Here is a 25,770-nt window from a genome sequence, read left to right as displayed (position 1 = left end):
TGATCAATCTAACACCTTGCCGATTGACCGTAAAGAAAGTAAAGCTATATGCGCCATTCTAATACTTACCCAGCCACCCTATCCAGCCGTCCATTTGTTACCATAGCGTCTTTCTTGCACGGTTATCCGCCTGAATCCTGTGGCTTCTACACTGACAGTTTTCCCTTCTCGGTGTTAGGATGGTTAGCTAAATATAAAAACGGTAATGAGCATGTTAGACAAAATTATTCGAATTGCCACGCGACAAAGCCCATTGGCATTGTGGCAAGCACATTATGTACAGCAGCTGCTGCAAGCCTGTCATCCGGGGCTACAGGTGGAGCTGGTTCCGATGGTGACCCGCGGAGACATTATCCTTGATACGCCTTTGGCCAAAGTGGGTGGCAAAGGCCTGTTTGTAAAAGAGCTGGAGCTGGCGTTGCTGGAAGGCCGAGCCGATGTCGCCGTGCATTCTATGAAAGACGTGCCGATCGCCTTCCCCGAAGGATTGGGGCTGGTCACTATTTGTGAACGTGACGATCCGCGAGATGCTTTTGTTTCGAATAATTACCAGCATATGGATGAATTACCGGCGGGCAGCGTGGTGGGTACTTCTAGCCTGCGCCGTCAGTGTCAGCTACGCCAACGCCGCCCGGATCTGATCGTCAAAGATTTGCGCGGCAACGTAGGCACTCGTTTGTCGAAACTGGATCAGGGCGACTACGATGCCATTATTCTGGCCGTCGCCGGTTTAAACCGCCTTGGTTTGAAAGAACGTATCCGCTACGCCATGAGTCCGGAAGAATCCTTGCCAGCAGTCGGCCAGGGCGCTGTCGGTATCGAATGCCGTCTGGATGATACTCTCACCCGCGAACTGCTTGCGCCACTCAATCACCGCCAGACTGAGCTGCGCGTGTGCGCCGAACGCGCCATGAATACCCGCCTTGAAGGCGGCTGTCAGGTGCCAATTGGTAGCTACGCGGTGCTAGAAGATGACACTCTGTGGCTGCGCGCGTTGGTCGGCGCGCCGGACGGTAGCCAAATGATCTGCGGTGAACGCCGCGGCCCATCTGCCAATGCAGAACAAATGGGCATCGAGCTGGCCGATGAGCTGCTCTCTCGCGGTGCCAAAGAAATTCTGGCGCTGGTTTATCAGGATAATCCGCCACTATGACTATTCTGGTCACTCGCCCTTCTCCTGCCGGTGAACAGTTAGTCAGCCGCCTACGAGCACTAGGTCGGGTTGCCTATCATGCGCCTTTAATCGATTTCTCTCCGGGCCGAGATTTACCTCGTCTACCGGAAATGTTGGCAGAAATGCAGGCAGGCGATCTGGTTTTTGCGCTGTCGCAGAACGCCATTCGCTATGCCAACCCGCTGTTAAACAGAAATAAACTGTTCTGGCCTGCCGAGCTATCTTATTATGCTATAGGTCGCTCGACGGCATTGGCGCTGCACACGGTGAGTCGCCTACCGGTCACTTTTCCGCCGATGGGTGAAACCAGCGAAATGCTGCTCCTACTGCCTGACTTGCAGGAATTACAGGGTAAAAAAGCCCTGTTGCTGCGTGGTAACGGTGGTCGGGAGCTATTAGGTGAAAGCCTCGCTGCACGCGGCGCCGAGGTCACATTTTGCGAATGTTATCAACGTAGCCCGATCTATTACGATGGCAGTGAGCAAAGCGCCCACTGGCAGCGAGCCGGCGTTGATATCCTGGTGGTAACCAGCGGCGAAATGTTACAGCAGATCTATACTTTAATTCCTGATTACTATCGTTCTTCCTGGCTGCTGCGCTGCCGCCTGATAGTGGTGAGCGATCGTTTGGCCGCCCTTGCCAGTCAACTAGGCTGGAATGACATTCGAGTGGCTGAGAATGCCGATAATGACGCGCTGATCCGCGCGCTACAATAAACCTGACTATGGGATGCCCAATATGACGGAACACACTACCCCATCCGCCCCAGTGGAAGAGACAACCACAGCGGTTGAGCGGCCCCAACAGCCAGAGGCTGAAACACCAAAAGACAAGCGTAGCGGGCCCATTCTCGGCGCTGTTGCTATCGCCATTGCAATTATTCTGAGTGCCGGCCTTTATTATCAGGGCCATCAACAGAAACAACAGTTGGTCGCCGCCAATCAAGCGTTACAAGACCAACTGGCTGCGTTAAAAACCAGCCAAACGCAGGAAAAACAGCGGCTTGAAGCTTTGTTACAGCAACAAGGTAAAGCGCTAGACACCGCTGACCGCCAGCAAGCGTCTTTGGCTCGCCAACTCAATGAACTGCAAGGGAAAGTCGCCACCATTTCCGGCAGTGATGCTAAAGCCTGGCTACTGGCTCAGGCTGATTTTCTGGTGAAAATGGCAGGACGTAAACTGTGGAGCGATCAGGATGTCCTCAGCGCCGCAACCTTATTAAAAAGCGCCGATGCGAGTCTGGCGGATATGAATGATCCGAGCCTGATTGAGGTACGCCGCGCCATTACCGAAGATATCAGCGCACTGTCTGCCCTAAGCCAAATCGATTTTGACGGGATCATTCTCAAGCTAAATCAGCTTTCTAATCAGGTCGATAATCTGCGCATGGCGGATAACGTGACTGATGATGCGCCGATGGATGAAGACAGCACCGAACTGTCCAGCTCCCTTTCCGATTGGAAACAGAATTTATCCAAAAGCTGGCACAGTTTCCTCTCCGATTTCGTGACTATTCGCCGCCGCGATAGCAGCGCCGAGCCGCTGTTAGCACCGAATCAGGATATTTATCTACGGGAAAATATTCGTTCTCGCCTGTTGGTAGCCGCTCAGGCGGTTCCGCGCCATCAGGACGAAGTGTACAAACAGTCGCTGGAAACCATTTCAACATGGGTTCGGGCTTATTTCGACGTTAACGACCCGAGCACCAAGGCTTTCCTCGATGAACTGGAAAGCCTGAGCCAACAATCGATCTCAATGGACGTGCCGGATCAGCTAAAAAGCCAGCCGCTACTGGAAAAGTTGATGCAAACTCGTGTCCGTAACCTGCTGGCGCAAACGCCTGTGGTCAATCAGGAGGGATAAGTATGATTCGAGTCTTACTGCTATTTCTGCTGCTGATCGCCGGGATCATTCTTGGCCCGATGCTCGCCGGTCATCAAGGCTATGTATTGATTCAAACTGATGATTACAATATTGAAACCAGCATCACTAAATTGACCATTATGCTGGTTGGATTGATTTTCGTGCTGTATCTCATCGAATCTGTATTACGTCGAATGTTCCGCACGGGGGCTCGCACCAGAGGCTGGTTTATCGGTCGCAAACGCAGCCGCGCTCGCAAGCAAACCAAAGCCGCGCTGATCAAACTGGCCGAAGGCGATTTTAAGCAGGTTGAACATTTGCTTACCCGCAACGCCGAGCACGCCGAACAGCCAATGGTTAACTATTTGCTGGCAGCCGAGGCGGCTCAGCAATGCGGCGACGAGTTCCGAACCAATCAATATCTGGAGCGAGCTGCCGAAGTGGCAGATACCGACCAATTACCGGTAGATATCACTCGGGTACGTATTCAACTGGCTCAGGGGCAGATCCACGCCGCTCGCCACGGGGTTGATCGCCTGCTGGAACTGGCGCCGCGTCACCCGGAAGTATTAAGGCTGGCGGAGCAGGCTTATCTACGCACCGGGGCTTTCAGCTCATTGCTGGAAATTTTACCGGCGATGCAGAAAATACAGTTGCATACCGCGGCTGAAATCAGCGCGCTGGAACAGCAAGCTTATATTGGCATCATGAATCAGTGCATGGCCGAAGAAGGCAGCGATGGATTGAAGCGCTGGTGGCACGATCAAAACCGCAAAATCCGCCATAATGTGGCGCTGCAGGTAGCTCTAGCTGAACACCTGATTGAGTGTAACGATCACGAAGTGGCGCAACAGGTGATTCTAGATGGGCTAAAACGTCAATATGACGAAAGACTGATCTTACTGATCCCGCGCCTTAAATCAGGTAATCCCGATCCTTTGGAAAAAGCATTACGTCAGCAAATCAAGCAGCACGGCGCGACGCCATTGCTAAATAGTACGCTGGGGCAATTGATGCTGAAGCACGGCGAGTGGGAACAGGCTAGCGAAGCCTTCCGCGCTGCGCTGCAACAGCGTCCCGACGGCTACGATTACGCCTGGCTGGCCGATGCTTATGACAAACTGCACCGTCCAGAAGATGCGGCTCAGGTACGTCGTGAAGGGTTAATGCTAACGCTGAAACAAAACGGCGAGTAAAATCTTTTACTGTGATTGAGACAGGCTCCTGCGGGAGCCTTTCTTTTATCTGCCGAACCGCAAACTTTCCTACCGGCAAAAAAAAACACTTGCCGATTAAGCAAGTGTCATAAAATATCAGGTCTACAGTCAACAGATTGGTGCCTCACTCAACGTTACGCCCGGTATGTGATGAAGGAGGGGATTGGTTACCGCTCAACATCGTTTACGTGGACAATAGGCACCCTAAAATTGGCTCTGCATCATCCCTGGGTTTATGAAGACTAAGCTGTCATAAGAAGTGGGATGAGCATCTACAAGATAGATATTGCACTTCCCGTGCCAACTTATTTAATCTCTTGAACGTTACTGTAAATAAAGCCAAAAAAGTGACTTAACATTATGAAATAAATCAATTTTTAATATTTTTAGACCAAGACCGATTTATTCCTCTTCAGGCTCTGAGTTTCATCACGTTTGGATTTGATCTGTCGCTACAAAACGACGTAAAAACCGATTCCTATTTTTATTCATATTTATCATTATGTTATATGTCTCCATTGAGAGACATTACCGATATCTAGTGTCGCAAAAACCCAACACCGATAAATCGCAATAGCTTTGGCTTTGGCTTTGGCTTTGGCTTTGGCTTTGGCTTTGGCAGGGGAACTGAATCCATTTAGCTGAGAAAACGCTACCTGATGAATCCTTTAATTGAAGTATTGCTCTTTGAATGATGCACAAGAGAATTAAAGCAGCGGAATATTGATAAAGCAGAATGCCAGCGGCATCCTCTTCTCAGCGATAAGCAGAAAGGGTTAACGCTGAGAGACAAATTCAAGACGAAAAAAAACCCCGCATTGCGGGGTTTTCTTCGGAATGTGGTCGGCGAGAGAGGATTCGAACCTCCGACCCACTGGTCCCAAACCAGTTGCGCTACCAAGCTGCGCTACTCGCCGATTTCTTACTGCCTACTCTACATAGTCTTTCGACTTATGTCTATGTAAATATTAATAAAATCTACATAGTTTGTGTGGTGCGAAGGGAGGGACTTGAACCCTCACGTCCGTAAGGACACTAACACCTGAAGCTAGCGCGTCTACCAATTCCGCCACCATCGCATGTTCCACAAAAATTTGGGGTGGCTAATGGGACTCGAACCCACGACAACTGGAATCACAATCCAGGGCTCTACCAACTGAGCTATAGCCACCATAACTTCTTTACTGCTCACAACCGTCGTACGCGGCAATATTACCACCGCAGCTCTTGCACACAAAATTAATGGTGCGCCCGACAGGATTCGAACCTGAGACCTCTGCCTCCGGAGGGCAGCGCTCTATCCAGCTGAGCTACGGGCGCTTAGCGCCGTTGCGGGTGAGGATACTACGGTTTTAATGCCTAACTGTCTAGTGCTTTTTTAGAAGAAATAGTGCGTTTGATTACGCTTTGCTCTCTCTGCCGCAAAAGACAGCTATTTAGTCCCCTCACCCTACCTTTATCGCTGGTTTTATAGACGTTTCGTCATCACACGCGTTTCTTATGCATCCCTAAGGCGAAATAGCACAGTGACACTAACGCCAGGAAAATCGCTCCCACTAATAAAGATAAGCGCGTATCCGGATTAATCCCCATACCAACCAGCACACAAATCAGGAAGGCGATGGTCAGATAGTTCACATAGGGGAACATAATGGATTTAAACGGATGTTGCTTAATCGCTTCTTTATGTACCTGACGGAAACGCAGCTGGCTAATCAGCACCACAAACCACGGTACCATACCTGGCAACACGCTGGCGCTGTAGACATACACAAACACCTGCTGAGGATTAGGAATGATGTAGTTGAGGCTGGAACCGATCAGCAAACACAGAATAGTGACTGCGATACAGTAAACCGGCACGCCGCTGGCAGAGACTTTCGTCAAAATAGCGGGCAACTGGCGATTCATCGCCAAGGCATACAACATACGCCCGCCGCTGTACATACCGCTGTTACAGCCGGACAGCGCAGCGGTCAGCACCACAAAGTTGATAATCCCAGCCGCTGCGGTAATACCAATCTTGGCAAATGTCAGTACGAACGGGCTACCGGTAGAACCAATTTCATTCCACGGGAAGATAGTGACGATCACGAAAATCGCACCGACGTAGAAAATCAGAATCCGCCACAGAATATTGTTAATCGCGCGTTTTAAGGTGACTTGGGGGTTTTTCGCTTCACCGGCGGTGATACCAACCAGTTCCACACCCTGATAGGACGCTACGACAATACACAGTGCAAACAGGAAACCTTTCCAACCACCAGCAAAGAAGCCACCGTGCTGCGTCAGGTTATCGAAACCAATCGCCTGGCCCTGATTGCCGAAACCAAAGAAGATCACGCCGATACCAACCACTATCATCACAATAATAGTGGTGACTTTGATCATCGCGAACCAAAATTCCATTTCACCGTACAGCCGCACCGCTGCGAGATTCGCCAACGCGACAATGACTACGCCGGCGATCGCCGGTATCCACTGTGGCAATTCGGGGAACCAGAAGCTGACGTATAGGCCAATGGCGGTTATCTCCGATATACCCACGGCTATCCACATAAACCAATAGCCCCAGGCCGTCAGATAGCCAAAATACGGGCTGAGATACTTATGGGCGTAAACCGCAAAAGAACCGGCCACCGGCTCCAGATAGAGCATTTCGCCCATGGCACGCATAATGAAAAATACGAACAACCCGGCAATGATGTATGCCAGTAACACTGATGGCCCTGCCCATTTCAGCGTACTGGCTGCGCCCATAAATAACCCGACGCCAATGGTGCCACCTAGCGCTATCAGTTCGATATGCCGGGCTTCCAGCCCACGGTGTAATCCTTTTTTATCTTCGTTGTCTGCCATAAATCCTCTGTAGACTTAATTTTGTTGTGTTCAATCCCCCGGATAACCCCGGTTGTTATAATTATCAGGAAAAGAGAAAAGCGACTGAGTTCACGCCGAACACCTGCGAAAGGAAGCGCTAAAACTGCTGGTCTGCTGCAATCAGGTTAGAAAAATGCATGCCGAGCTAACTTAAAAAAACTGTCGTACTCGTCACGGAAATTAACCGGCCAATATCGTTCCGTATCTGAATCATATAAGCAAACAACAAATTAAAACCTTATGGAATATAAAAATGAATTTTTATTCCTTAAAGGGATATTGCTGGGATGTATTTTTGCGAGGAATAGCTCAGGAGGAAATACTGGCAGGGCTGGATTCACCAACCCTGCGACAGACGCAGTTAAAGACGTCCGGTATAGTAATAACCTACAAATTTAAGCAATTTAAGCTGACGACGAATACGGCTCGGCTGCGACAGCAGGCGATACAGCCATTCTAACCCTAGATTCTGCCAAACCTTAGGCGCTCGCTTTACATGGCCAGTAAACACGTCATAAGTACCACCTACGCCCATATACAGCGCATTAGGGTGAACCTGACGGCAATCGCGCATAAAGATTTCCTGCTTTGGCGAACCCATAGCCACCGTCACAATCGCTGCGCCGCTGGCAGCAATGCGGGTGAACAAGGCGTCCCGCTGTTCTGGAGTAAAGTAGCCGTCCTGTGAGCCGACGATATTCACATTCCACTGCGCCCGCAGTTTTTCTTCTGTTTCTGCCAGGATTTCCGGCTTACCACCGACCAGAAACACCGGTGTCCCCTGCTGACCAGCACGCTGCATCAAGGCTTCCCACAGGTCTGCCCCTGCAACGCGCGACACTTCAGCACCGGCATACTTACGGCGAATCGCACGTACCATGCTGATGCCGTCGGCGTAGAGATACTCCGCATCGTTCAACTGGGTTCGCAATGCGGCGTCATCTTCTGCCTTCAGCAGCTTTTCCGCGTTCATCGCCACCAAAGTACCGGTTTTTACTTGTTCATTTCCCAGCAGATAATCCAGCACCTGGGCCATATCGCGGAACCCCCAGATATTGAAGCCACGCAGGTTGTACTTAGGAATTGCTGTTTTTTGTTCCATTTCTACACTTAAACCTTACAGTTGACTCGTCGTGTCGGCAGAAGAAGCATTGTTCGCCCCAGTATAGCTGCGACGAATACGTTGCGTTATTAGTCCGCTGACGTCGAATAACCAATACAGCAGTTTCGCTACCACCAGACAGGCGCCGAAAATAATGCAAAAGAAGACCACTCGAGAAACAAACGAATCCAGCCCTTCACGCGCCAATACGATCATATTAAATACGGCTCCGAAGCAGAAGCTTTGCAGAATCGCCGCCTTGTAGCGGTTAGTTTCCGCTTTACCTTGCTCGTATAGCCAGTCAAACCACTTAATAATCAGCCCGACAATAATCGCACCGATAGGGATAAACAGCGCGCCGCCCATAACCACCAGAGAACCAATCAGCGTAGGGGAAATCGCCAGCCCGGAATGGTTATCCAATACGTCCCAGGTGAAGTAGTTCGCGGTATTCAGCACCAAATCAGGACGCCCCGGCCAGAGCCAGCTTGGGATAAACACGTAGAAATCTCGAACTATTGGTGCCAGTCCCTGGAAATCTATCTTGTCGTAATTTTGCAGCAACAGCCCCAGATTTTCCCACGGCGAGAAGGTGTCTCGCGTTAGGTACAGGAAGGTATAGAACGCCTCCGCGCCGCTGACATCCAGGCTATAGCGTTTCAGCGCCAGCCAGAACATACCGACAATACCGAATACGCCAGCTGCCACCAGCATCCACAGCGTAATCCAACCGCGCACAATGCCGATAAACAGGAACAATGCAAAAGCGATAATGATATTGGCGCGGGTTCCCCCCACGATAACATAGGTCAGAATGCCGAAGGCTACGGTGCTGGCGAGGAAAAAGAACCATGCCCGCATATCCTGTTTAAGGAAATACACCACCAACATCGCCGGAATGAAGAAGTAGAAGAAACGCTTCAGAGCCACGCCGGAAACATCACTGGAGAATATCTGGCTATAAGAATTCAGCTTAAATAACAGGAAGCCGTTCTGTAGGAAGAAAATACCTACGGTGCCAATCGCCACCAGCGCCAATAAGATCCAGGTCAGGTTGGTTTCAACCCGATTCATCGTAAATATCGGCCGCCGTGGCTGAGTTCGCGGCTTCCGCAGACGCGTTTTATAGGTGACATAGTAAATGGCGTAAAACGCCGTGGCGGACAGTATGGCGTACAGCAAATAGTCCGCCGGAACTACTGCGACATCAAACTGAAATACCAACATGCAGGTCAGCGGAAAACCGAAGTAAAACGTCAGTAAATACAGCATGGAAAAGAAGACGTTAAAGTTGAAGCGAACCCGCCTGAACTCCTGATAGGTCAACGTGAGGATAAAAATCACTGCGATCAAATAGACGCTCAGCAAGCCGCCAAATTGCCCCAACGTCATGGGTTTTCTCCCGCCGCCAGCGCTAATGCCTGCTGCCAACCATCGATATAATTAGGGTTAAAGAAAGCGATGGATTGCTTATCCAGACCGGCCAATTGCCGTTGTGCTTCACGTATCAAAGCTTCATCCAGCGTATCACCGTAGAACAACACTGGAATATGTTGCTCAGCCAAATCCTGCCAGAACGGATTCAGACGGCTAAGGACAAAAGGCACGCCAAATTGGGTTAACAGACACAAAGTGCCGATTCCCTGCTGACGATTAAAAATAAAATAGCCTAAATCGCATTCGCGCAGAATATTCAGATAGTCATCGAAGGCAATTTGTTCGGTCAGAATACGTAGATTTTCTGCCGGAAATAACTTCAGCCCAGCGGTTCGCACCTGATCGATATAAGCATCATTGTTCGCGGGATAGCCCATCGGCAAAATCACCCGAACATCGGCGCCAAACTGCTGACGAATGGATTTCAGCGCTTCAATATGTCGGTTAGTGGTATCACCGGAATTACCGACCAAAATCGTCATTGGCCCGACTAAAGGCTTCTCAGCCTGAACGCCGGTCAGCGTCGGGTCCATACGCGTTGGGAAATAAAGCAAAGACGCTGGCACTCGCGGATGACGCTGCTGATAGTGAATCAAATCCCCGCGAGTAGCAAAAACGTGCCCGACACGCCCTTGAGCCAAGCGGCGCAGCAGGTAAAACAGGCGGAATTTCCAGCTTTTTGCATCTTCATACAGATCGGCACCCCAAACGTGCCAGAAAACCTGATATGGCTTAATTTTGCCGCTTAATAAAGCCAACCACAGCGTGGCATTAAACTGTCCATGCCAAAAGAAACGGGTATTACGATCGGCCTGCGCGCGCCCAATAACCGCCTCAGCCAACGCTTTCTTATTGGGCAGAGTTTCAATCTCTAAAGCATCAAAAACAGCAAAGGAGGCACTGTCTTTCGCCGCGACCATAAAATGCCGCACCTGTTCGGCGGGCAGGCGCGCGGCCAGCACATCGTTAAAGAAGCGCAGCACCGTCTGGTTATGATGCGGGATGTCAGATCCCAATACGTGAATCAGGGTTTTCATGTTTTTCTAGGTAACGAAGATCTACGGTAAATGACGAATACGCAGCTACACAGGGCAAAATAAACGATATAAGTTGCCATATAAGCCTGGGCTGCGCCAAGAGAACCATGTAACGGAATCAGCCAATGGGCAAAACCGGTCAACAACAGGAACTGGCTAACTTCCGCTAGAATATAAAATCGCAGGGAGGCTTTTGCGATAACCAAATAGCCGAAGACATAAGACCCTACTTTTAGCACGTCACCCACCAACTGCCAGGCAAATAAATCGCGCATCGCGGTAAACTGCTTAGAGAATAACAGCCAAATCGCAAAATCACGCAGTAACCACACCATCATGCTGGCTGCGGCAACCACCGGCAGTACAAACTTCAGCGAGCGTAAAATCTCGCGGGAAATATCCGCTTTATCCTTTAAACGCGACAGCGTCGGCAACAAATAAACGGTAAAAGAGGCGGTAATAAACTGCAGGTAGGCATCTGAAATACTGCTTACCCCTTGCCAAATACCAACTTCATCCCAGCCATACTGTTTTGCCAGAAGATTACGCATCATCACGTAAGCGACAGGAAGCGTTACTGAGGTAATCAGCGCCATTATGGTGAACTTACCCAAATGGCTGGCCAGCGCCTTATCCCAACTTAGTTTAAGGTAGCTGAAGGGAATAGTCTTGCGACGCACCAGAATAAAAGTCGCTGGCACGACGACCAACGCAGGAACCAATGCTAAACCCACTAACGCGCCAAAATAGCCGCCTAATCGGAAGCAAAGATAATAAGCCACTACGCCAATCAGACTACCGCCGATAATCGCCAGCGCGTTGCCCATCGCATCGCGATAACCTTTAAGAATAGCCAGAAACAGGTTCGCGTAGGCGATACCCATTTGAATAAAGGCGACGGCACGCACCACGTTCTCATAATCAGCACGGCCAAATAGCGCCACGCTCACCGGTTTTGCCGCAAATAAAAACAGCAAAGCCAATAAGGTAGAGAAACCCAACACTATCGCCGACGAGGTGCCTAATACCGCACGTAGCCGCTCCGGTTGCTGATGATATTCTGCGACATATTTGGTAACGCCGTTAAAAATACCGGCTCCTGATAATACGCCTAATACCGTAATTAACTGGCGGAAGTTACCCGCCTGTCCTACGCCGCTGGGGCCAAAAGTGACCGCCAGCAGTTTAACTACCAGCAAACCTACGCCGATCTTAATCAGCGTAGAGCCTGCGGTCCAAATAGATGCTTTTGCCAATGACATATCAGGCGAAGAAACTCAGTACGCGGTTAATAATGATTTTCTGGTTGGCCTCGGTCAGCATATAGAAGATCGGTAGACGCACCAGACGCTCACTCTCTTTGGTGGTAAAGCAATCCTCACCGGATAAACGGCCAAATTCGGCACCCGCCGGGCAGGCATGCAACGGAATATAATGGAAGACCGTCAAAATATCGGCTTCTTTCATATAGCTGATAAAGGCCGAACGCTCTTCAATATCACGAAGTTTGATATAAAACATATGAGCATTCTGTTCAACATCAGCAGGGACTATTGGTAAATCGATACGGCCTGCGTCAGCAAGAGGCTTGAATGCAGCGTAGTAATTTTGCCACAGAGACAGTCGACGTTGATTAATCTGTTCAGCAGCTTCCAACTGCCCCCATAGATAGGCAGCCTGTAAATCAGCCATCAGATAGCTAGAACCGATATCACGCCAGGTATATTTATCCACCTGACCGCGGAAGAACTGGCTGCGGTTGGTGCCTTTTTCACGGATGATTTCGGCGCGATCGATCAGAGATGGATCATTAATCAGCGTTGCGCCGCCTTCTCCACCCGCCGTGTAGTTTTTGGTTTCATGGAAGCTAAAGCAACCAATATGGCCAATAGTACCCAGCGCTTTGCCTTTGTAAGTCGACATCACGCCCTGAGCGGCATCTTCAACCACAAACAGATCGTATTTTTTTGCCAGCGCCATGATGGTATCCATCTCGCAGGCAACGCCAGCATAGTGAACGGGCACAATCACTTTAGTTTTATCGGTAATCGCCGCTTCAATTTTGGTTTCATCGATATTCATGGTGTCGGGACGAATATCGACAAATACCATTGTTGCACCGCGCAATACAAAGGCATTAGCGGTGGAAACAAAGGTAAAACTCGGCATGATCACTTCATCGCCGGGCTTAATGTTCAGCAACAAAGCCGCCATTTCCAACGATGCGGTGCAAGAAGGGGTCAGCAAGACTTTCGGGCAGTTAAAACGCTGCTCCATCCACTGCTGGCAACGATGGGTAAAACCGCCATCTCCGCAAAGCTTCCCGCTGTTAATTGCATCTTGCATATAACCCAGTTCGGAGCCAACAACCGGTGGTGTGTTAAATGGAATCATTTCATCCCCTGCATAACCAATAAGCGGTGCTCTCAATAGATGCCCCGCTACGAATATAGAGACGCAAAGCTGCGATGTTACTCATCTGAGTGGCGACATATAGCCGCTGTAACCCGTGATGCTGACACCACTGCTTTGCCGCCGACATAAGTTTTGTACCAATACCTTGCCCTGCGGCTCCCGGAAACGCCGCCAGCAAACCAATTCGAGCCGAGCCATCCTGCAAATTACGCAAAGTGACAAACCCGATAGCCTGATTATGGCTATCGACCACCAGCAAACATTGGTGGTCGAAAGTTCCCAGTACCGCTTTTTCGGCCCATAGCGCGTAGAAACGCCCGCTATCCTGCGACTCATACCAAGGCGCACGGAAACGACTAAGAGCAAAAGCGCGGGCTGCGGCGCTGCGCAACTGAGGAATATCCAATTCAGTTGCGATCCGAACTGAGCCTGCAGCCAGCATATCGGAAAAGGCGGAACTCGCCGTCGTTCCCGAATGGTCAGCGACAGAAGCAGTTTCCGTGCCAATTGGCAGTGAAAGATCGATTTCACTTTCAACCAGACGAAAACCCAGCAGATTAAGGGCATCAACCCAATCCAGACGGTGCGCAGGGATTTTAGCCTGAACCAAAGCATAGGCATCCAATTCTGCCGGGTTCAGCAACGGGGCAGAATCAGATAAATTCAGTTTTGCGCTGTGTCTCTGGAAAAATTCACTTTCCCAGTTCAGCGGTTCAATATTGGCGCGGACGAGCATGCAATAAATCCAGCAGATATTTACCGTAACCCGTTTTTGCCAGAGCGGTGGCAGCGCGTTTTACGCCATCATCATCCAGCCAGCCATTACGCCAGGAAATTTCTTCCAGACAGGCGATTTTAAAGCCCTGACGCTTCTCTACCGTTTGTACGAAGGTACTGGCTTCAATCAGGCTATCGTGGGTACCGGTATCTAACCAGGCAAAGCCACGACCTAGTAGCTCAACCGTTAACTCACCGCGCTCCAGATACATCTGGTTGATGGTGGTAATTTCCAGTTCACCGCGGGAAGAAGGTTTAACCTGCTTGGCAAAATCAACCACTTGATTATCGTAGAAATAAAGCCCGGTTACTGCCCAATTGGATTTAGGCACGCTTGGCTTTTCTTCGATGGAAAGCGCTCGGAAATTATCGTCGAACTCCACCACGCCAAAACGCTCTGGGTCCATCACCTGATAACCGAAAACGGTCGCGCCTTTCTTTCGGGCAACGACACTTTTCAGTTTAGGGCTAAACCCTTGACCAAAGTAGATATTATCCCCAAGAACCAGACAGCAGGATTCACCGTTAATGAACTCTTCGCCGATCAAGAAAGCCTGCGCCAAGCCTTCTGGCTTCGGCTGCTCGGCATAACTTAGGTTAATACCAAACTCAGAACCATCACCCAGCAAACGCCGGAAGGAAGGCAAATCTTCAGGAGTGGAAATAATCAGAATATCGCGAATGCCGGCCAGCATTAAGACTGACAACGGATAATAAATCATCGGCTTATCGTAAACCGGAAGCAGCTGTTTAGAGACGCCGCGAGTAATAGGGTGTAAACGGGTACCGGAACCGCCCGCCAGAACTATGCCTTTCATAGAAACTCCTGATTTGACCTGTAACAACGCGCTGTTCAAATGAAGCAGCGCGTTAGATGGCCGTACAGTGACTTTTAGACGTGCTGGCGAAATTTAATCGCTCAGACCCAAACGTTCGCCGGCATAAGAGCCGTCCTGTACGCGTTGCCACCAGGATCTGTTGCCAAGATACCAATTGACGGTCTTACGAATACCGCTCTCAAAGGTTTCCTGCGGACGCCAGCCCAGCTCTCGCTCAATCTTCCCGGCATCAATGGCATAGCGCATATCGTGGCCTGGGCGATCTTTGACGTAAGTGATCAAATCACTGTAGTGGGCGATTCCCGCGGGTTTGTTGGGCACCAGTTCGTCTAGCAAAGTGCAAATGGTTTCTACCACTTCGATATTTTTGCGCTCGTTGTGCCCGCCGATATTGTAGGTTTCGCCTACTACGCCCTCGGTCACTACCTGATATAGCGCGCGCGCGTGGTCTTCTACATATAACCAGTCGCGAACCTGAGCGCCGTTGCCATAAACAGGCAAAGACTTACCGGCCAGCGCGTTTAAAATCACCAGCGGAATCAGCTTTTCAGGGAAATGGTATGGGCCATAGTTATTGGAACAGTTAGTGACCAACGTCGGCAGGCCATAAGTACGCAACCAGGCTCTAACCAAATGGTCGCTGGAAGCTTTTGACGCAGAATACGGGCTGCTTGGGGCGTAAGGCGTGGTTTCGGTAAAGAGACAGTCCGTGCCGTGCAGATCGCCATACACTTCATCGGTAGAGATATGATGGAAACGAAATGCCTGCTTTTTCTCTGCTGCCAGCGCCTGCCAGTAGTGCCGAGCAGCTTCCAACAGCGTGTAAGTACCCACAATATTGGTTTCTATAAAAGCGGCTGGGCCATCAATGGATCGATCCACGTGGCTTTCAGCGGCCAGATGCATCACTGCATCTGGCTGATACTGCGCAAAGATACGATCCAGCGCGGCGCGGTCGCAAATATCAACATGCTCAAACGCATAGCGATCGCTGTCTGCCACGACGGTCAGAGATTCCCTATTCCCTGCATAGGTGAGTTTATCAACCACCACAACGCTGTCGGCCGTGTCATTGATGATATGTCTCACCACGGCGGAGCCGATAAAACCGGCGCCACCAGTGACCAGAATACGTCTCAACGCCATACTCCTTTGGTATCAACAATCCACTGTTGCTTCACTTCTTCAGGTTTAATTGCCTTAAACTGGCTGTGATCGACCAGCATCACCAGCACATCTGCTTGCTGCAGCGCTTCCGCCGTGTTTTTCAGCGTAACGTTACCTGCTAATGATTTCGGCAATTGCTCTACGTTCGGCTCAACCACCAAGGTTTCACCCGCATGCCATTCTGCAATCAGGTGTGCGATTTCTACCGCCGGGCTTTCACGTAGGTCATCAATGTTTGGCTTAAACGCCAGACCGAAGCAGGCAATTTTTACTTCTGATGCACGCTTGTCGCTGTTCGCCAGACAATCAGCCACCGCCGCTTTCACGCGGTCGACAACCCATAAAGGTTTGCCATCATTGACCAGACGTGCGGTATGGATCAGACGCGCCTGCTGCGGATTTTGCGAAACGATAAACCATGGATCGACGGCGATACAGTGGCCGCCAACGCCCGGACCAGGTTGCAGAATATTGACGCGCGGATGGCGGTTCGCCAAACGAATCAGTTCCCACACGTTAATGCCCTGGTCGGCACAAATCAGCGACAGTTCGTTAGCAAAAGCAATGTTGACATCGCGGAAGCTGTTTTCAGTCAGTTTGCACATTTCAGCGGTGCGGGCATTGGTCACCACACATTCGCCTTCCAAGAAAATCTTGTACAGCTCACTGGCGCGGGCAGAACATTTTGGCGTCATACCGCCAATCACCCGATCATTCTGAATCAGTTCAACCATCACCTGGCCCGGCAGTACGCGCTCTGGGCAATAGGCGATATTAATGTCTGCTGCTTCTCCAGCCTGCTGTGGGAAGCTCAGGTCTGGGCGGAATTCAGCCAACCACTGAGCCATTTGTTCTGTAGCGCCAACCGGCGAAGTCGACTCCAGAATCACCAGATCGCCTTTCTTCAGCACCGGTGCAATAGATTTAGCCGCAGACTCTACGTACACCATGTCGGGTTCGTGATCGCCTTTAAACGGCGTTGGCACGGCAATCAGGAAAGCATCGGCAGCCAATGGCTTGGTGAACGCCTGCAAATAGCCGCCTTCAACGGCAATTTTGACAACTTTATCCAAATCCGGCTCGACGATATGAATCGCACCGCGATTAATGGTCTCGACCGCATGAGCGTTAACATCGACGCCAATCACCTTTTTCTTGCGCGAGGCAAAAGCGGCTGCGGTAGGTAAACCGATATATCCAAGACCGATAACAGAAATAGTTTCAAAACTCATAGCGTCACCTGATGATTCTTTAATGCTTCTAGGATGCGTTGACAGGCGTGCCCGTCACCGTAAGGATTATGTGCCCGACTCATTTGGTGATATGCATTTTCATCCACCAGCAAATGGGTTACAGCATCTACAATTTTTTTAACGTCGGTGCCCACCAGCAGAACGGTGCCTGAATCTACCGCTTCTGGGCGCTCGGTAGTGTCACGCATAACCAGCACCGGCTTGCCTAGCGATGGCGCTTCTTCCTGAATTCCGCCCGAGTCTGTCAGAATCATATAAGCATGGTTCATCAGGTAGACAAATGGCAGGTAATCCTGCGGATCGATCAGAATGATGTTGTCGACACCGTGCAGGATACGGTTAACCGGCTCGCTGACGTTGGGATTAAGGTGAACTGGGTATACAACCTGCACGTCCGGGTGATTACGGGCAATTTCAGCCAGTGCGCTGCAAATGCGCTCAAACCCGCCGCCAAAGCTCTCGCGACGATGGCCTGTCACCAGAATCATTTTTTTATTGGCATCGAGGAAAGGATAGCGAGCGTCCAGATCCTTACGCAGTTTCTCGTCTTTCAACACCCGATCGCGCACCCAAAACAGCGCGTCAATCACGGTATTTCCAGTCACAAAAATACGATTATCCGGCAGCAACTCACGCAACAGGTTCTGACGCGAATTTTCCGTTGGCGCAAAGTGGTACATGGCCAAATGGCCTGTAAGCTTACGGTTGGCTTCTTCTGGCCACGGAGAATAAAGGTCTCCGGTACGCAGGCCCGCTTCAACGTGGCCTACTGGAATTCGCTGATAAAACGCGGCCAAGCTGGTTGCCAAAGTCGTGGTGGTATCACCGTGGACTAAAATGACATCCGGTTTAAATTCGGCCAGAACGGGCTTTAAACCTTCCAAAATACGGCAGGTTATTTCAGTCAGTCCCTGTCCCGGCTTCATGATATTCAAATCATAATCGGGCTCAATTTCAAACAATCTTAGGACCTGATCCAACATCTCTCGGTGTTGAGCAGTGACGCAGACTTTTGATTCAAAGGCTTCATCCTGAGCCAAGGCATGCACCAGAGGAGCCATTTTGATGGCTTCAGGACGGGTGCCAAAAACAGTCAACACTTTCACAGTGAATCTCTTTTAGGTCAGTTAGCCGCAGACAACGCCTGCAAGTTGGGCGCTTACGCGCCCATTAGCAATTTAGTGCTTTACGCCGGGACGACGGGCCAATGCCACGCCAGCTCCGACTAGTGCGCCAATCGCTCCCCACATAATCATCAGGAAAGCGCGACGCGGGCTATCGCGAGTTACCGGATCTTCCGGAGTACGCAGGTAACGGTAGGTCTGGAATTTCTCTTCCAGAGTCGGCCCAACGTTTAATGTTGCCAGCATAGCGCGGTTTTGATCGTAATCGATATCAAAGCTTGGGCCTGATGCTGCCAGAGTTTCTAAACGCGCCTGAAGCATAGGTTTGCCCAGCAGGAACATTTTGGAATCCGGCAGTTGCTCCGCAGGCGTATCCGTTTGGTTACGGCTAATACCCTGTTTTTCGGCCACTTTCAGCGCTTGCTTAACCGCATTCAGCTCACGATCGTAAACCGCCTGCGCTACGGCTTCCTGCCGCTTAACCTGTGCTTTCATTGACTGAGTTCGCGCGGCCCATGCCCCTTGAATTTCATCATTTAAGTGACTGGCAGCACGCTGGCTAGCAAAATCGACATACTCACGTAGCAATTTGTTCGAGTCAGTAGCGGTTTCCGCGGTCAGTTTCACGCTGTCATTCAGCACTTTTTTGTCATCGTGCGGCGTGAATTGAATATTATTGACCAGCTCATCCAGCAAAGCTGCATCCGCTTTGGCATCCCCTTCCTGACGTTGCTTGTAGTAATCACTCTTCAGCCAGAAGTCACGACGGGTATCGTAAGCCGCTAGTTGAATAATGAACTCATTATAAGCTTCGTCAGAAATACTCGGCTGCTCGCTAGCCGAACCTGAAACTAAACGGGAATCCAGGTTACGCAAAAACTGCTGTTGGGAATAATAGCCGCCCAGATTATTAACTGTTGGCTTATCGGTAATCGCAGTGGCGCTCCACTGCTGCTTCACTAAGTAGGACACGCTTAGGGCAATGACGGCAAACAGAACCGCCATACCGATAATCCAGGCTTTACCACGCCACAGCGTGCAGCAAAGGCCGCGGATATCTAACTCGTTATCGACAGCCAGTTCATTGTTAGTAGACGTTTTTTCTGGTTTCATCACTGCCCAAAAGCCTCTGATTAAGATACATGCTTATTATTAGCCCGCCGCATCCGGCGCTTAATACGCTTGATGAAACGCGCCACTCGCCAGGCTCGTTTGATGCAGTAGCCATACAGGAAGAATGCAAGCAAGAATAATGCCAACATTACCCATTCAGGAACAAATACCAGTCGTTCGCCGATAACACCGACGGCCGCCAGCAAGGCCGCAGCCAAGGTAATTAGGACAAATGCCTGTCGGGAAGTGAAGCCTGCACGCATGATGAGATGGTGGATATGCTGGCGGTCAGGCGAGAACGGACTCATACCTTTACGCAAGCGGCGATACATAATGGCAATCATGTCCATTAGCGGAATCGCGATAATCCACAGAGCGGTAACCGGATTGATCGGATGGGTTTTACCCTGAGTGGTCTGCAACAGAATCCAAATGGCGGTAAAACCAATCAGCGTGCTACCCGCATCGCCCATAAAGACTTTATAGCGGCGCCCCAACAAACCGAGATTTAGCAAGATATATGGCGTAATCGCCGCAATCATCGCAAAACACCAAAACGCCAGTGCCATATGCCCGGCCTGATAGAGCAAGATGCCCATCGCACCGAATGACACGCAAGACAGCCCACCCAGCAGCCCGTCAATACCGTCAACCATATTGAATGCATTGATAGCCGCCCACACGGCAAACAGCGTAACCACGTAACCGAACGGGCCGAGAACCATTTCCCACGGGCCAAGAACGTGTCCAAGGCTGTGCAGATAGAGTCCGGCAAACGCCATCATTACTACACCGACTAAAGCCTGAACAAAAGCGCGGATTTTAACGCTAATATCAAAGCGGTCATCCAAAGCACCAACGAACACTAATAAACCGGCGCAAGCCAGATAGAGTGAACCGAAGGGAATTTGCTGGCTGGATATCAGGAAGGCAAAACAGATACCCGCATACACAGAAATACCGCCGACTAAGGGAATCAGCCCCTGATGGCGTTTACGGTAATTGGGTTTATCGACGAGACCGATTCTCTTTGCCACTTTACGGGCGATGAATAAAAAAGCTAAAGAAAACAGCAGGACGATTAGAATCTCTGTACTCATGGTGAGTAATTTCACGTTAAACAGCTCTCTGCAAAAGATAAGGCAGCTTAGCATGTGAGTAAACTTACTCCACGATGCAAAACAACCTTTCAGTCATTTCCTATTAGGGTGACAGCCTATATTGTTTTTACAACAATATCCTCGTTCTATTCACGGATAACCTAGAGCTAGATACGAAAATGCCATCACCATTAACGGTGTAGATCTACTGATCAAATAAATAAGCGTATTTATCGTATATTCCAAACGTGAAAAACGCCACGACTGAGCGTGGCGTTTTGTTCGTTTTATTTAAATTACGAACGTCTCATCATATCGAAGAAGTCGTCGTTGGTCTTCGTCATAGCTAATTTATTAATGAGGAATTCCATTGCATCAATTTCACCCATTGGATGGATAATTTTGCGCAGAATCCACATTTTTTGTAATTCTTCAGTCGTGGTGAGCAACTCTTCTTTACGAGTACCGGAACGGTTGTAATCGATAGCAGGGAATACACGTTTCTCAGCGATTTTACGCGCCAAGTGCAATTCCATGTTACCAGTACCTTTAAATTCTTCGTAAATCACTTCATCCATCTTCGAACCGGTATCAACCAGAGCGGTTGCGATGATGGTCAGGCTTCCGCCCTCTTCCACATTACGCGCCGCACCGAAGAAACGCTTAGGACGATGTAGGGCGTTAGCATCCACACCACCGGTCAGAACCTTACCTGAGGCAGGCACCACGGTGTTATAGGCGCGAGCCAGACGAGTAATGGAGTCCAGTAGGATGATAACGTCTTTTTTGTGCTCAACCAGACGTTTCGCCTTCTCAATAACCATTTCGGCTACCTGAACGTGGCGAGACGCTGGCTCATCAAAGGTAGAAGCAATAACTTCACCTTTAACCAGACGCTGCATCTCGGTAACTTCTTCCGGACGCTCATCAATCAACAATACCATCAGCACGCAGTCTGGGTGATTGTAGGCAATGCTGGTTGCAATGTTCTGCAACAGCATGGTTTTACCCGCTTTTGGCGGTGCTACGATCAAACCACGTTGTCCGCGGCCAATTGGCGAAGCCAGATCCAACACGCGCGCCGTTAAGTCTTCTGTTGAACCGTTACCGCGTTCCATACGCAAACGTGAATTTGCATGCAGCGGGGTTAAGTTTTCAAACAGAATTTTATTACGGGCGTTTTCCGGTTTGTCATAGTTAACTTCGTTAACTTTTAACAGTGCAAAATAACGCTCGCCTTCTTTTGGCGGACGAATCTTACCGGAAATGGTGTCACCAGTGCGGAGGTTGAAACGGCGAATTTGACTTGGGGATACATAGATGTCGTCGGGACCGGCGAGGTAGGAGCTGTCTGCTGAACGGAGGAAACCAAATCCATCCTGCAATATCTCCAATACGCCGTCACCGAAGATATCTTCTCCACTTTTAGCATGTTGCTTCAGGATAGAGAATATGATGTCTTGTTTACGCATCCGGGCCAGGTTTTCCAGCCCCATATTTTCGCCAAGTGTAATCAGATCAGAAACCGGCGTATTCTTTAATTCGGTAAGATTCATAATGGTGGGTTCTTAAACTCGGGGTATGTCTCGAACTTTAGTCGTGAATGGGTATGGCAGCGTCATCCGTGCCTGTTTAATGGACATTCAATCTCGGCCTTGTGTGCTGCGCGAGTAATAGCTTGCGCAAAATTCGCACTCAACGACGGCAATAAATTGAAGGTACCTTAGACTGATTTTTTAAAACCGTTAGACTGTCAAAAAACCGATTGAGTTCATATATATTCTCAACGCAAATGTTTCGACATAGAGTAAAACTTTAGATTCAAACTATTTAGGTGCTACAGAATTTTTTAGATGCTACAAACCTAGATTCTACTCACAGGTATGTTCTATACGCAGTGGAATAAACTTAACACGCTTCTTTGCAGGCGTCTAGCGGTCAGTGTGAAAATCACACCCACCGCAGGACACCCGGCTTTTGACACTAATATCGACTACAGATTTTCGTCCAGGAACGCTTTCAGCTGGCTCTTGGACAGGGCACCCACTTTAGTTGCCGCAACCGCACCGTCTTTAAACAGCAACAACGTCGGGATACCACGGATGCCGTATTTTGGCGCGGTGCCCGGGTTCTGATCGATGTTCAATTTAGCGATGGTCAGTTTGCCTTCGTATTCTTCGGCAATCTCATCCAAAATCGGAGCAATCATCTTGCACGGACCACACCATTCAGCCCAGAAATCGACCAACACCAGGCCAGTGGCTTCCAGCACGTCAGTGGCGAAGCTGTCGTCACTCAGGTGAATAATTTTATCGCTCATGTTCTACTCCAAAGGATTGTGTCTACCTAGTTGATGTAGCATTAACCAACATTAGGTTGACTTTATTTCACCGGATACGCTTTCGTAAAGCAATAGTTAGCTGATATTCTACCACACTATGAGCAAAACACACTTGACTGAACAGAAGTTTTCCGACTTCGCCCTGCACCCGCTAGTTGTTGAAGCCCTTGAAAACAAAGGGTTTCAATATTGCACGCCGATTCAGGCGTTAGCATTGCCTCTCACCCTGTCTGGGAGAGATGTAGCAGGTCAGGCGCAAACCGGTACCGGAAAGACGCTAGCATTCCTGGCGTCTACTTTTCATTATTTGCTTTCGCACCCAGCAGAAGAGGGTCGTCAGACTAACCAGCCTCGTGCATTAATTATGGCACCGACGCGGGAACTGGCGGTACAGATTCATTCTGATGCTGAAGCCTTATCCCAGATTACCGGTTTGAAACTGGGTCTGGCCTACGGCGGTGACGGCTACGACAAACAGCTTAAAGTGCTGGAAAGCGGCGTCGATATTCTTATCGGTACCACTGGCCGTTTGATCGACTACGCAAAGCAAAACTACATTAATCTGGGCGCTATTCAGGTAGTGGTACTGGATGAAGCCGATCGTATGTACGATTTGGGCTTTATTAAAGATATCCGCTGGTTGTTCCGCCGCATGCCTGCGGTAGAAAAACGTCTGAATATGCTATTTTCCGCTACGTTGTCCTACCGCGTACGTGAACTGGCGTTTGAACAGATGAATAACGCCGAATACGTGGAAGTGGAGCCGTTACAAAAAACCGGCCACCGCATTAAAGAAGAACTGTTCTACCCTTCAAACGACGAAAAGATGCGCCTGTTACAGACGCTGATTGAAGAAGAATGGCCTGACCGCTGCATCATTTTTGCCAACACCAAGCACCGCTGTGAAGAAATCTGGGGCCATCTGGCTGCCGATGGACACCGCGTTGGCCTGCTGACCGGCGATGTCGCGCAGAAAAAACGTCTGCGAATTCTGGAAGATTTCACCAAAGGCGATTTGGATATTCTGGTAGCAACCGATGTTGCGGCTCGTGGCCTACACATTCCGTTGGTGACTCACGTATTCAACTACGACCTGCCTGACGATTGCGAAGATTACGTTCACCGTATCGGTCGTACCGGTCGTGCTGGCGAAAGCGGCCATTCAATTAGTCTGGCGTGCGAAGAGTATGCATTAAACTTACCGGCTATTGAGACCTATACCGGTCACAGTATTCCTGTCAGCAAATACAATAGCGATGCGCTGTTGACTGATTTACCGGCACCAAAACGTCTGGCACGTACCCGCACCGGGAATGGCCCGCGCCGTAATTCTGCCCCTCGCCGTAACGGCGCGCCGCGGAACAACAACCGTAAACGACCAGGCTGATAACGCGATGCTAAGCTCCACCTCACTTTATGCTGCCATCGATCTTGGCTCCAACAGTTTCCATATGTTGGTGGTACGTGAGGTGGCTGGCAGTATCCAAACGCTGGCCCGAATTAAACGCAAAGTCAGGCTGGCCGCAGGATTAGATGCTAATAACCATCTGTCACATGAAGCAATGGAACGCGGCTGGCAATGTTTGAAGCTGTTTTCCGAACAGTTGCAGGATATTCCGCGGCAACAAATTCGCGTGGTCGCCACGGCAACCTTGCGTTTGGCCTCAAACGCCGACCAATTCCTGCAAACGGCCATTGAAATTCTGGGTTGCCCGATTCAAGTGATTAGCGGTGAGGAAGAAGCGCGGCTGATTTATCACGGCGTCGCTCACACTACTGGCGGGCCAGAAAAGCGTCTGGTGGTCGATATTGGCGGTGGCAGTACCGAGCTGGTAACAGGTTCCGGCGCTCAGGCGTCCATATTGGTCAGTCTGTCGATGGGCTGCGTAACCTGGCTGGAACGTTATTTCAGCGATCGCAATCTGCAACAGGAAAACTTTGACCAAGCCGAATTAGCGGCGCGTGAGATGATCAAACCGGTCGCGGCACGTTTTCGTGAGCACGGTTGGCAAATTTGCGTCGGCGCTTCCGGCACGGTGCAGGCTTTACAGGAAATTATGGTCGCCCAAGGCATGGACGAACTGATTACGCTGCCAAAGCTGCAACAACTGAAACAAAGAGCCATTCACTGTGGCAAGCTGGAAGAACTGGAAATTTCAGGTCTGACGCTGGAAAGAGCCTTGGTATTCCCCAGCGGCCTATCGATTTTGATCGCTATTTTCCAGGAATTGGGTATCGAAAGCATGACGTTGGCTGGCGGCGCACTGCGCGAAGGTCTGGTGTACGGCATGCTGCATTTACCTATTGAGCAAGATATTCGCAGCCGCACTATTCGTAATCTGCAACGCCGCTATTTGCTGGATATTGAGCAAGCCCAGCGCGTCGCGCAGTTAGCGGATAACTTTTTTCTACAGGTTGAGAAACAGTGGAAACTAGAGGGTCGATGTCGGGAATTATTGCAAAATGCCTGTTTGATCCACGAAATCGGCCTTAGCGTTGATTTCAAGCTCGCTCCGCAGCATGCCGCCTACCTGATTAGGTATCTGGATCTGCCTGGATTTACCCCCGCGCAAAAACTGCTTCTCTCCGCTCTCTTGCAAAACCAAAGCGGCACTCTGGATTTATCACTGCTTAGTCAGCAAAACGCGTTACCCGTAGTCATGGCGCAGCGTTTATGTCGCTTGCTACGTCTGGCGATCATTTTCTCCAGCCGTCGTCGGGATGACACCTTACCAGCGGTAAGATTACGCGCCAATGGCGACACTCTGTGCGTGCTATTACCACAAGGCTGGCTGCAGCTGCATCCTTATCGTGCTGAATCACTGGTACAAGAAAGTCACTGGCAAAGCTATGTTCAGTGGCCTCTTACTCTGGAAGCGTTTGGTTAAGCATTATCTCGGGCGGTTATAGATAGCCGCCCATTATTTCTCC

Annotated in this window: 21 protein-coding genes and 4 tRNA genes; 6 read left to right on the top strand and 19 right to left on the bottom strand. The window is 50.0% G+C overall.

What is annotated here, in order from left to right; all coding sequences use genetic code 11:
* Window positions 1-211 precede the first annotated feature (211 nt).
* From hemC to hemY, 4 genes are read left to right on the top strand one after another with little or no spacing between them, the layout of a single operon-like run.
* Entirely contained in the window at window positions 212-1,153 is a 942-nt protein-coding gene (gene hemC / locus DBA33_RS10960; protein ID WP_064514423.1) for a hydroxymethylbilane synthase, read from the top strand.
* Window positions 1,150-1,890 carry a uroporphyrinogen-III synthase gene (hemD, locus tag DBA33_RS10955; RefSeq protein WP_064514426.1) on the top strand — a complete coding sequence of 247 codons (741 nt, stop codon included), beginning with the start codon at window positions 1,150-1,152 and terminating at the stop codon, window positions 1,888-1,890. Before hemC ends, hemD begins: the two co-directional genes overlap by 4 nt.
* A 22-nt stretch (window positions 1,891-1,912) precedes the next feature.
* Complete coding sequence (hemX, locus tag DBA33_RS10950; RefSeq protein WP_064514427.1) at window positions 1,913-3,037, top strand: uroporphyrinogen-III C-methyltransferase; 1,125 nt, start codon at window positions 1,913-1,915, stop codon at window positions 3,035-3,037.
* Window positions 3,038-3,039: 2 nt separating this feature from the next.
* On the top strand, window positions 3,040-4,233 hold the full coding sequence (gene hemY, locus DBA33_RS10945; RefSeq protein ID WP_064514430.1) for a protoheme IX biogenesis protein HemY: 1,194 nt from the start codon (window positions 3,040-3,042) through the stop codon (window positions 4,231-4,233).
* Window positions 4,234-5,094: 861 nt separating this feature from the next.
* On the opposite strand, the gene DBA33_RS10940 is transcribed toward hemY, so the two are convergent.
* The 19 genes from DBA33_RS10940 to trxA all read right to left on the bottom strand — a co-directional run bounded on the left by DBA33_RS10940 (window position 5,095) and on the right by trxA (window position 22,818).
* Window positions 5,095-5,171: transfer RNA gene (locus DBA33_RS10940), tRNA-Pro, on the bottom strand.
* A 75-nt stretch (window positions 5,172-5,246) separates the two neighbouring features.
* Window positions 5,247-5,333: transfer RNA gene (locus DBA33_RS10935), tRNA-Leu, on the bottom strand.
* A 16-nt stretch (window positions 5,334-5,349) separates the two neighbouring features.
* Window positions 5,350-5,425: transfer RNA gene (locus DBA33_RS10930), tRNA-His, on the bottom strand.
* 72 nt (window positions 5,426-5,497) lie between these two features.
* Window positions 5,498-5,574: transfer RNA gene (locus DBA33_RS10925), tRNA-Arg, on the bottom strand.
* A 165-nt stretch (window positions 5,575-5,739) separates the two neighbouring features.
* Window positions 5,740-7,113 (bottom strand): amino acid permease, encoded by a 1,374-nt coding sequence (locus DBA33_RS10920; RefSeq protein WP_064514433.1) that lies wholly within the window; start codon window positions 7,111-7,113, stop codon window positions 5,740-5,742.
* Between the two features lie 382 nt (window positions 7,114-7,495).
* A complete protein-coding gene (gene wecG, locus DBA33_RS10915; RefSeq protein WP_064514436.1) occupies window positions 7,496-8,236 on the bottom strand; it encodes a lipopolysaccharide N-acetylmannosaminouronosyltransferase in 741 nt (246 codons plus the stop codon).
* Between the two features lie 15 nt (window positions 8,237-8,251).
* Window positions 8,252-9,628, bottom strand: coding sequence for an ECA oligosaccharide polymerase (wzyE, locus tag DBA33_RS10910; protein WP_064514439.1), 1,377 nt, complete (start codon window positions 9,626-9,628; stop codon window positions 8,252-8,254).
* Window positions 9,625-10,710, bottom strand: a complete 1,086-nt coding sequence (locus tag DBA33_RS10905; RefSeq protein WP_064514443.1) for a TDP-N-acetylfucosamine:lipid II N-acetylfucosaminyltransferase — start codon at window positions 10,708-10,710, stop codon at window positions 9,625-9,627. The genes wzyE and DBA33_RS10905 overlap by 4 nt, the downstream gene beginning before the upstream one ends.
* Window positions 10,707-11,972, bottom strand: a complete 1,266-nt coding sequence (gene wzxE / locus DBA33_RS10900; RefSeq protein ID WP_064514446.1) for a lipid III flippase WzxE — start codon at window positions 11,970-11,972, stop codon at window positions 10,707-10,709. The genes DBA33_RS10905 and wzxE overlap by 4 nt, the downstream gene beginning before the upstream one ends.
* A gap of 1 nt (window position 11,973) precedes the next feature.
* Complete coding sequence (rffA, locus tag DBA33_RS10895; RefSeq protein ID WP_064514449.1) at window positions 11,974-13,104, bottom strand: dTDP-4-amino-4,6-dideoxygalactose transaminase; 1,131 nt, start codon at window positions 13,102-13,104, stop codon at window positions 11,974-11,976.
* A gap of 1 nt (window position 13,105) precedes the next feature.
* Complete coding sequence (gene rffC, locus DBA33_RS10890; protein ID WP_064514452.1) at window positions 13,106-13,861, bottom strand: dTDP-4-amino-4,6-dideoxy-D-galactose acyltransferase; 756 nt, start codon at window positions 13,859-13,861, stop codon at window positions 13,106-13,108.
* Window positions 13,839-14,720: a glucose-1-phosphate thymidylyltransferase RfbA gene (gene rfbA, locus DBA33_RS10885; RefSeq protein ID WP_120806468.1), complete on the bottom strand. Its 882-nt coding sequence runs from the start codon at window positions 14,718-14,720 to the stop codon at window positions 13,839-13,841. Before rfbA ends, rffC begins: the two co-directional genes overlap by 23 nt.
* A 93-nt stretch (window positions 14,721-14,813) precedes the next feature.
* Entirely contained in the window at window positions 14,814-15,887 is a 1,074-nt protein-coding gene (rffG, locus tag DBA33_RS10880) for a dTDP-glucose 4,6-dehydratase (RefSeq protein ID WP_205582774.1), read from the bottom strand.
* Window positions 15,878-17,140, bottom strand: coding sequence for a UDP-N-acetyl-D-mannosamine dehydrogenase (gene wecC / locus DBA33_RS10875; RefSeq protein ID WP_064514458.1), 1,263 nt, complete (start codon window positions 17,138-17,140; stop codon window positions 15,878-15,880). The genes rffG and wecC overlap by 10 nt, the downstream gene beginning before the upstream one ends.
* Window positions 17,137-18,267 carry a UDP-N-acetylglucosamine 2-epimerase (non-hydrolyzing) gene (wecB, locus tag DBA33_RS10870; protein WP_064514461.1) on the bottom strand — a complete coding sequence of 377 codons (1,131 nt, stop codon included), beginning with the start codon at window positions 18,265-18,267 and terminating at the stop codon, window positions 17,137-17,139. The genes wecC and wecB overlap by 4 nt, the downstream gene beginning before the upstream one ends.
* 72 nt (window positions 18,268-18,339) lie before the next feature.
* Complete coding sequence (gene wzzE, locus DBA33_RS10865; protein ID WP_064514463.1) at window positions 18,340-19,398, bottom strand: ECA polysaccharide chain length modulation protein; 1,059 nt, start codon at window positions 19,396-19,398, stop codon at window positions 18,340-18,342.
* Between the two features lie 20 nt (window positions 19,399-19,418).
* Window positions 19,419-20,513: a UDP-N-acetylglucosamine--undecaprenyl-phosphate N-acetylglucosaminephosphotransferase gene (wecA, locus tag DBA33_RS10860; protein ID WP_120806496.1), complete on the bottom strand. Its 1,095-nt coding sequence runs from the start codon at window positions 20,511-20,513 to the stop codon at window positions 19,419-19,421.
* A 281-nt stretch (window positions 20,514-20,794) separates the two neighbouring features.
* Entirely contained in the window at window positions 20,795-22,054 is a 1,260-nt protein-coding gene (gene rho, locus DBA33_RS10855) for a transcription termination factor Rho (protein ID WP_049600753.1), read from the bottom strand.
* 437 nt (window positions 22,055-22,491) lie between these two features.
* The gene (trxA, locus tag DBA33_RS10850) at window positions 22,492-22,818 is read right to left on the bottom strand and encodes a thioredoxin TrxA (protein WP_049600750.1); all 327 of its coding nucleotides are present in this window, start codon (window positions 22,816-22,818) and stop codon (window positions 22,492-22,494) included.
* Window positions 22,819-22,936: 118 nt separating this feature from the next.
* Between trxA and rhlB the strand changes: the two genes are divergently transcribed.
* Together rhlB and gppA are read left to right on the top strand one after the other, a co-directional pair.
* On the top strand, window positions 22,937-24,226 hold the full coding sequence (gene rhlB, locus DBA33_RS10845; protein ID WP_064514466.1) for an ATP-dependent RNA helicase RhlB: 1,290 nt from the start codon (window positions 22,937-22,939) through the stop codon (window positions 24,224-24,226).
* Window positions 24,227-24,233: 7 nt separating this feature from the next.
* Window positions 24,234-25,727: a guanosine-5'-triphosphate,3'-diphosphate diphosphatase gene (gene gppA / locus DBA33_RS10840; protein WP_064514468.1), complete on the top strand. Its 1,494-nt coding sequence runs from the start codon at window positions 24,234-24,236 to the stop codon at window positions 25,725-25,727.
* The last annotated feature ends 43 nt before the right edge of the window (window positions 25,728-25,770 follow it).

The sequence above is a fragment of the Yersinia sp. IP36721 genome (genome assembly GCF_003634395.1).
GTDB lineage: Bacteria > Pseudomonadota > Gammaproteobacteria > Enterobacterales > Enterobacteriaceae > Yersinia > Yersinia entomophaga.
This window is presented reverse-complemented; position numbering and strand designations above follow the sequence as displayed.